Here is a 7,120-nt window from a genome sequence, read left to right on the forward strand (position 1 = left end):
AAGGTGCTGGTCGCGGCGCACCAGCGCACGCGCGCTCGACACCGCGCAAATCTACGATCCGGCCACGGACACCTGGAGCGCCGTGCTCACGATGCTCACGGCCCGGGAGGACCACACCGCGACGGTGCTGCCTGGCGGCAAGGTGCTGCTCGCCGGCGGCCTCACCACGGGCGGGGGGGCCACTTCCGAAGTGGAGCAGTACGACCCGGGCCTCGACACCTGGACCCGGCTTGCCCGCCTGGGCGTTCCGCGCGCGGGCCACACCGCGACCCTGCTGCCTTCCGGCGATGTCGTCATCATGGGCGGGCACAGCGGAGCGGGGAGCTACTTCAACAGCACCGAGCGCTTCGACCCGTCCACCGCGACGTGGGACTACCTGACGCCCATGGTGACCGCGCGCACCGGCCACACCGCGACGCTGCTGGCCACGGGAGAAGTCCTCGTGTCCGGTGGACGCAGCAGCACGGTGCTGGCCTCCGTGGAGGCCTTCGACCCCCTGTCCTCGGTGCCCGCCGCGCGGCCCACGCTCGACACGCCGCGCATCCTGTCTCCTGGGGCCACGTTCCTCGCCACGGGCACCCGGCTGCGCGGCGTCTCCGATGGCGCCAGCGGCAACACGAGCTCCTCCGCGAGCGAGGTCCCCCTGGTCCGGCTCGTGAACGTGGAGAGCGGCGCTGTCTCCTGGGTGAAGGGCGTCACCGGGTGGCAGGACGGCAAGCAGCTCTCCGCGCGCGCGCCCACCGTCGCGGCCGGCCAGTACCTGCTGCTCGTCACCGTCCAGGGCGCCACCGGTGGCCGCATGGTGCGCGTCACCGACGACAACGCCGCCCCCGTCGCGCTCAATGCCTCCCTGTCCCTGCAGAAGAACACGCCCATCGCCGTGACCCTCTCCGGCGTGGACGCGGACTCGGACTCGCTGACGTACTCCGTCGTCCAGGCGCCCCAGCACGGCTCCCTGTCCGGCGCGGGCGCGTACCGCGTCTACACGCCCGCCGCCGGCTACAGCGGCGTCGACACGTTCAGCTTCCGCGTGAGCGACGGCGTCGCGGACTCCAACGTGGGCGCCGTGACGCTCCAGGTGCGCAACTCCATCCCGGTGGCGCTCGCCTTCGCCGTCACGACCTCCAAGGCGAAGCCGGTGCAGCTCACGCTCTCCGGGCAGGACAGCGACGGGGATGCGCTCACGTTCCGCCTCCTCACCCAGCCCACGCGCGGCACGCTGTCCGGCACCGCGCCGTACCTGACGTACACGCCCAACGCGGGCCATACCGGCACGGACTCCTTCACCTACCGCGCGAATGACGGGACCACGGAGTCCTGGCCCGTGTCCGTGACCCTCGGCACCGTGAACCTGGCCCCCGTGGCGCGAAGCGCGTCACTCACCACGCCGGTGGGGCAGGGCGTGCCCGTCACCCTGGAGGCCACCGACGCGGACGGCGACACGCTGACCTACAGCGTGCTCCAGGCCCCCGAGCACGGAACGCTCTCCGGCGCCGCGCCCCACCTCGTCTACACGCCGCAGGCCGGCTACGAGGGGCCGGACGCCTTCACCTTCCAGGCGCATGACGGCACCACGGCCTCCCCCCCCGCGACCGTCACCTCCACCGTCGTCGCGCAGGTGCCGCACGCGCCGGCCGTGCCCGTGCTCCGCTCGCCTTCCGACAGCGGGCTCGTGACGTCCGGCGACGTGACCTTCACGTGGGACGCCTCCATCGACCCGGAGGGCGACGCGGTCAACTACCGGTTGGAGCTGAGCCGCGACGGCGCCGTGCTCGCGTCGCTCAACGCGGCGGGCACGTCCCTGACGCTGCCCGGGACCCTGTCCGCGGGCACGTACACGTGGCGCGTGGAGGCGCAGGACTCCCAGGGGCACCGCAGCGGCTTCTCGTCGCCCTCCTCGTTCAGCGTGGCGTCGGATCCGCTGTGGCGCATCACCGGGGGACAGGGCCTCGAGGAGGACGACACGGCGCGCGGCTTCGCATGCTCGGCGGGAGGCCCTTCCGGCTGGGCACCGTGGCTCGGGACGCTCGTCCTGCTCGCCTGGGGCTTCCGGCGCCGCCCCGTCCGGTAGCCTTCCCGGGCCGCGGACGCCCCGCCGTCCGCATGCAAAAGAGGACAGGGGAGCGTCCGCCGCCCCGTCCTCTTCCTCCCAACTGGTGCACGATGGGGGCCGACCGGAGATTCACCCGGTACGGCCACCCCACCCAACACGAGCGCACCATGGACGAGCAACGCCCCGCCACGCCCCCGGCCCGGACGGACCCCTCCATCGACCTGCTTCACCAGCGCACGCGCCAGCCGCTGGAGGTCCTCTTCTCCCCCCGCAGCGTCGCGGTGGTGGGGGCGAGCGAGCGCCCCGGCAGCGTGGGGCGCACCGTCCTCTGGAACCTCATCAGCAGCCCGTTCGGCGGCACCGTCTATCCCGTCAACCCGCAGCGCCCCAACGTGCTGGGCATCAAGGCGTGGCCTTCCCTGCGCGCGCTGCCGGAGGCCGTGGACCTGGCCGTCATCGTCACCCCGGCGAAGTCCGTGCCGGCCATCATCCGCGAGTGCGCGGAGGTCGGCGTCAAGGGCGCCATCATCATCTCCGCGGGCTTCAAGGAGACGGGCCCGGAGGGCGTGAAGCTAGAGCAGGAGGTGCTGCGCATCGCGCAGGCCGCGAACCTGCGCATCATCGGGCCCAACTGCCTGGGCGTGATGCGCCCCACGGGCGGCTTCAACGCCACCTTCGCCAAGGGCATGGCCCGCCCCGGCAACGTGGCCTTCATCAGCCAGTCCGGCGCGCTGCTCACCTCCATCCTGGACTGGAGCCTGCGCGAGGCCGTGGGCTTCAGCGCCTTCGTCTCCGTGGGCTCCATGCTGGACGTGGGCTGGGGAGACCTCATCGACTTCCTCGCGGATGATCCGATGACGCGCTCCATCCTGCTCTACATGGAGTCCATCGGCGACGCGCGCGCCTTCCTGTCCGCCGCGCGCGAGGTGGCGCTCACCAAGCCCATCATCGTCATCAAGGCCGGCCGCACCGCGCAGGCCGCGCAGGCCGCCGCGTCGCACACCGGCACGCTGGCCGGCAGCGACGAGGTGCTCTCCGCCGCCTTCCGCCGCGCGGGCGTGCTGCGCGTGGACTCCATCGAGGACCTCTTCCACATGGCGGAGGTGCTGGCCCGCCAGCCCCGGCCCTCCGGCCGCAGGCTCACGCTGCTCACCAACGCGGCGGCCCCGCGGTGCTCGCCACGGACGCGCTGGTGTCCGGCGGCGGCGAGCTGGCCGTGCTGTCCGACGCCACGCGCGCGCGGCTGGACGCCTTCCTGCCGCCGCCGTGGAGCCACGCCAACCCGGTGGACATCCTGGGAGACGCGGACGCGGAGCGCTACGCGAAGGCGCTGGAGACCACCGGCGCGGACCCCAACAGCGACGGCCTGCTCGTCATCCTCACCCCGCAGGACATGACGGAGCCCACCCAGACGGCGGACCGCCTCAAGGGCTACGCGAAGCTGCCCGGCAAGCCCGTGCTCGCCAGCTGGATGGGCGGCTCCGAAGTGGCCGCCGGCGAGCGCATCCTCAACGACGCGGGCATCCCGACCTTCGGCTACCCGGACACCGCGGCCCGCGTCTTCAACTACATGTGGCGCTACTCGGACAACATCGCCGGGCTCTATGAGACGCCCACGCTGGCGGAGGAGCCCACCGGCGGAGGCCGCGACGTGGCGCGCGCGCTGGTGGACGAGGCCCGCGCCTCCGGCCGCGTCCTCCTGTCCGAGTACGAGTCCAAGCGGCTGCTGGCCGCCTACGGCATCCCCACCGTGGAGACGTGGCTGGCCACCTCCGAGGACGAGGCGGTGCGGAAGGCCCACACGCTGGGCTTCCCCGTGGTGCTCAAGCTGCACTCGCTCACGGTGACGCACAAGACGGACGTGGGCGGCGTGCGGCTGGACCTGCGCGACGAGGCGCAGGTGCGGGAGGCCTTCCGCGCCATCCGCGCCGCGCTCGCGGAGCGGGGGCTGGCGGACGCGTTCGACGGCGTCACCGTGCAGCCCATGGCGAAGCTGGACGGCTACGAGCTGATTCTGGGCAGCAGCCTGGACGCGCAGTTCGGCCCGGTGCTGCTCTTTGGCGCGGGCGGCACGCTGGTGGAGGTGATGCAGGACCGGGCCCTGGGCCTGCCGCCCCTCAACACCACGCTGGCGCGCCGGATGATGGAGCGCACGCGCATCCACCACGCGCTCAAGGGCGTGCGCGGCCGGGCGCCCGTGGACCTGGGCGCGCTGGAGCGGCTGATGGTGCGCTTCAGCCAGCTGGTGGTGGAGCAGCCCTTCATCCGCGAGCTGGACATCAACCCGCTGCTCGTCTCCGCGGAGCGCATCATCGCGCTGGACGCGCGCGTGGTGCTGCACCCGCCGGACGCCTCCGCCGCGTCGCTGCCGAAGCTCGCCATCGAACCGTACCCGCACCAGTACGCGCAGCTGCTCACGCTGAAGAACGGCGAGCAGCTGCTCGTGCGCCCCATCCGCCCGGAGGACGAGCCCGCCATGGGGCGCTTCCACCAGGCCCTGTCCGAACAGACGGTGTTCATGCGCTACGCGGGCCTGATGAAGCTCAGCCAGCGCGTGGCGCACGAGCGCCTGGCGCGCATCTGCTTCAACGACTACGCGCGGGAGATGGCGCTCGTCGCGGAGCGGCCGTCCGCGGACGGGAAGGGCGGGGGAGAGATATTGGCGGTGGGCCGGCTCACGCGCCTGCGCGGCACGAAGGACGCGGAGTTCGCCATCACCGTCAGCGACAAAGCGCAGCGGCTGGGCCTGGGCACGGAGCTGCTCCGGCGGCTGGTGGACGTCGGCCGGGACTGGGGGCTGCGCCGCATCGTCGCGGACATCCTCACGCGCAACCGCGGCATGCAGGCCGTCAGCAAGAAGCTGGGGTTCACCCTCGTGGAGCACGAGGAGCTGGCCCCGGACATGGTGAAGGCCGTGAAGGTGCTCAACGGCTGACCGTGCCCGGGGCCTCTACCGCCTCACGGCCGCTACACGTCGTCGCAGGGCGTGCCCAGCCGCGCGCCCGTGTAGACGCCCAGCTCGTTGTAGATGAACGGCAGGTTCTCCCCCACCGGCACCGCGCGCAGCTTCTGGCGCTTGCTCCTCACCACCCAGAACGACGGCTCCTCGCGGTCCACCACGAGGCGCAGGTCGCCGCCCTGCGTGGAGAAGATCTCCCCCTGCGAGTCGGTGACGACGTTGAGCATCTTCTGCTGCTTCACCTGGCCGCGCTGGCCCGTGAAGATGCGGAAGCTCTTGTTGTCCGCGCCGATGCCGCGCTCCACCAGGTAGTACGTGCCCTTGTCGTCGCGCAGCAGCGCGTACGGCTGGAACTTCGTCGGGCTGGGCTGGTAGCTGGCCTTGCGCAGGAGCTCCTTCGCCTGCTCCGCCGGCACCGGCTGCTGCGGCACGCGCTTCTCCCCGCAGCTGAGCGTGCACGTCTTGGCATCCTCGCTGAGCCGCAGGTAGGAGACGACGCGGTAGTCCACGCCGCGGAAGCTGTCGTTGGCCTTGGGGTTGAAGAAGCGCGGCTCGAAGAACATGCCCTCCTTGCTGTCGGGGTAGCCCACGGGAGCCACCTGCGTGAACGTCTTGCCGTCCCCGTAGTACAGGTCTCCGCCGTCGTGCTCCGGCGAGTGGGGGACGAGGACCGTGTAGTGGCCCTTGCCGTCCGCGCAGACCTTCGCGGACTCCAGCACCATGCGCTCACGCAGCTTCTGTTCCTTCCCCCAGGGCGGATCCAGCGCGAGCGCGGCTTGCGGGGCCAGGACGAGCCCCAGGGCGATGACCATGTGTCGAAGCGTCATGTCGGTGGGCTTTCGTTCTAGAGGGTGTCGGTGAAGTAGGTGGTGGTCGCGTCAGGCTGGACCAGGCTGCCTTCCGCCACGGACCAGATGACCTTGCGCGCTTCCAGCTTCAGCGCCGCCTGCGCGTCCATGCGGCACTCCACCGTCTGGAGCTTCTCCTGGACGGCGCGCTTCGCCTCGTCGGAGCGCTCGCACAGCTTCTGGAGCGACTCCAGCGGGCGCGCGCAGTAGCTGCCGTAGGAGATGTCGTTGAGCTGCTTGTCCGTGACGGAGTCCCAGGCCACGGCGGCCGTCAGCTTGGAGCCGCACGCCTTGTTCGTCTCCGCGAGCACCTCACCCAGCTGCGCCTCCGCCTGGTTCGTCCAGAACTTGCGGTCGAACGCGAGCAGCGCCTGGTACTTCTTGTCGCCCTCCAGGTCCTGGTAGCGCTCGAAGACCTTCTCCACCTTGAGCGCGCCCGTCTTCCCCGTGTCCGGCTTCAGGTGCGTGTAGCCCGTGTGGTTCACGTTGCTGAAGATGAGGTCCTCATAGCCGCCCCGGTCCTCCACGGAGACGAAGCGCTGGCTGTGGCCACGCCACATCGTCCGGTACTCCGTCTTGCGCCGCTCCTTGCCCACGGACGCGACCAGCACCTGGCCGTCCAGCTCGCTCTTCGTGCCCTCGAACATCACCAGCGCCTTGTGCGCGTCACCGGGCTCCAGCCCGATGAGGGTGACCTGCTCGCCGGCCTCGTTGGAATACACCTTGCCGGTGACGGGCTTCGTGCCCGCCACGGCGCTGTCGGGCCGCACGCCCCGGGAACACCCCAGGGACAGCGCCACGACCCCCACTGCCAGTAGGACTCTCACGACGACTCCTTGAATTGAGGGCGCGCCCCCGCTCTGGAGCTTCCGCGCGCCCGGACGACCCTAGAGGTCGATTTCGTACTGCGAACAATATTGTCGGACCTTGGGACGTTCCGTTGCCGGGACCCGGGTCCATTGCGCCCGCGCATTCGCCAGGTCGTGCTGATGGCAGTACACGCGGGTGAGCAGCGAGAACGACAGGCCGGTGATCTTCGTGCGCTGGCTGCGCCGGATGTGACGCAACGCTTCTGACGTGTTCAACGCGTCCAGCGCCTTCTGCGCGGACGCCAGGTCCTCGCGCACGCTGTCCGGCATCGACTCCGGGGCGCCACCACCGCGCGGCGCCTTCGCCCGGGTCGTGACGGCGGGCGGGTCCGCGGGCTCCACGGACGGCCGCTTCTCCTCGGGAGCCGTCTGCCGCGGCGGCTGGGCAGCC

At 71.3% G+C, this 7,120-nt stretch carries 4 protein-coding genes and 2 pseudogenes; 3 read left to right on the plus strand and 3 right to left on the minus strand.

All coding sequences use genetic code 11. The features are described from left to right. From ACLEQD_RS33225 to ACLEQD_RS33235, 3 genes and pseudogenes are all read left to right on the plus strand, one after another. Positions 1 to 2,071: Ig-like domain-containing protein (locus tag ACLEQD_RS33225; protein WP_410389558.1), on the plus strand; the 2,071-nt coding region annotated here is incomplete at its 5' end. Between the two features lie 149 nt (positions 2,072 to 2,220). After that, positions 2,221 to 3,102, plus strand: a pseudogene (locus ACLEQD_RS33230) (acetate--CoA ligase family protein); the annotation flags it as partial. Positions 3,103 to 3,224: 122 nt separating this feature from the next. Next, a complete protein-coding gene (locus tag ACLEQD_RS33235) occupies positions 3,225 to 4,988 on the plus strand; it encodes a bifunctional acetate--CoA ligase family protein/GNAT family N-acetyltransferase (RefSeq protein WP_410389560.1) in 1,764 nt (587 codons plus the stop codon). Between the two features lie 32 nt (positions 4,989 to 5,020). Here the strand turns inward: ACLEQD_RS33235 and ACLEQD_RS33240 are convergent, their stop codons facing one another. From ACLEQD_RS33240 to ACLEQD_RS33250, 3 genes and pseudogenes are all read right to left on the minus strand, one after another. Next, entirely contained in the window at positions 5,021 to 5,839 is an 819-nt protein-coding gene (locus ACLEQD_RS33240; protein WP_410389562.1) for a hypothetical protein, read from the minus strand. A 17-nt stretch (positions 5,840 to 5,856) separates the two neighbouring features. Further along, positions 5,857 to 6,687 (minus strand): hypothetical protein, encoded by an 831-nt coding sequence (locus tag ACLEQD_RS33245; protein WP_410389564.1) that lies wholly within the window; start codon positions 6,685 to 6,687, stop codon positions 5,857 to 5,859. 60 nt (positions 6,688 to 6,747) lie between these two features. Next, positions 6,748 to 7,120: pseudogene (locus tag ACLEQD_RS33250) on the minus strand (serine/threonine protein kinase); the annotation flags it as partial.

The sequence above is a fragment of the Corallococcus sp. 4LFB genome, assembly GCF_046520365.1.
Lineage (GTDB): Bacteria > Myxococcota > Myxococcia > Myxococcales > Myxococcaceae > Corallococcus > Corallococcus caeni.

Excerpts from the sequence above, each read along its gene's own strand:
- ACLEQD_RS33240 (WP_410389562.1), bottom strand. The coding sequence starts at position 5,839 with ATGACGCTTCGACACATGGTCATCGCCCTGGGGCTCGTCCTGGCCCCG.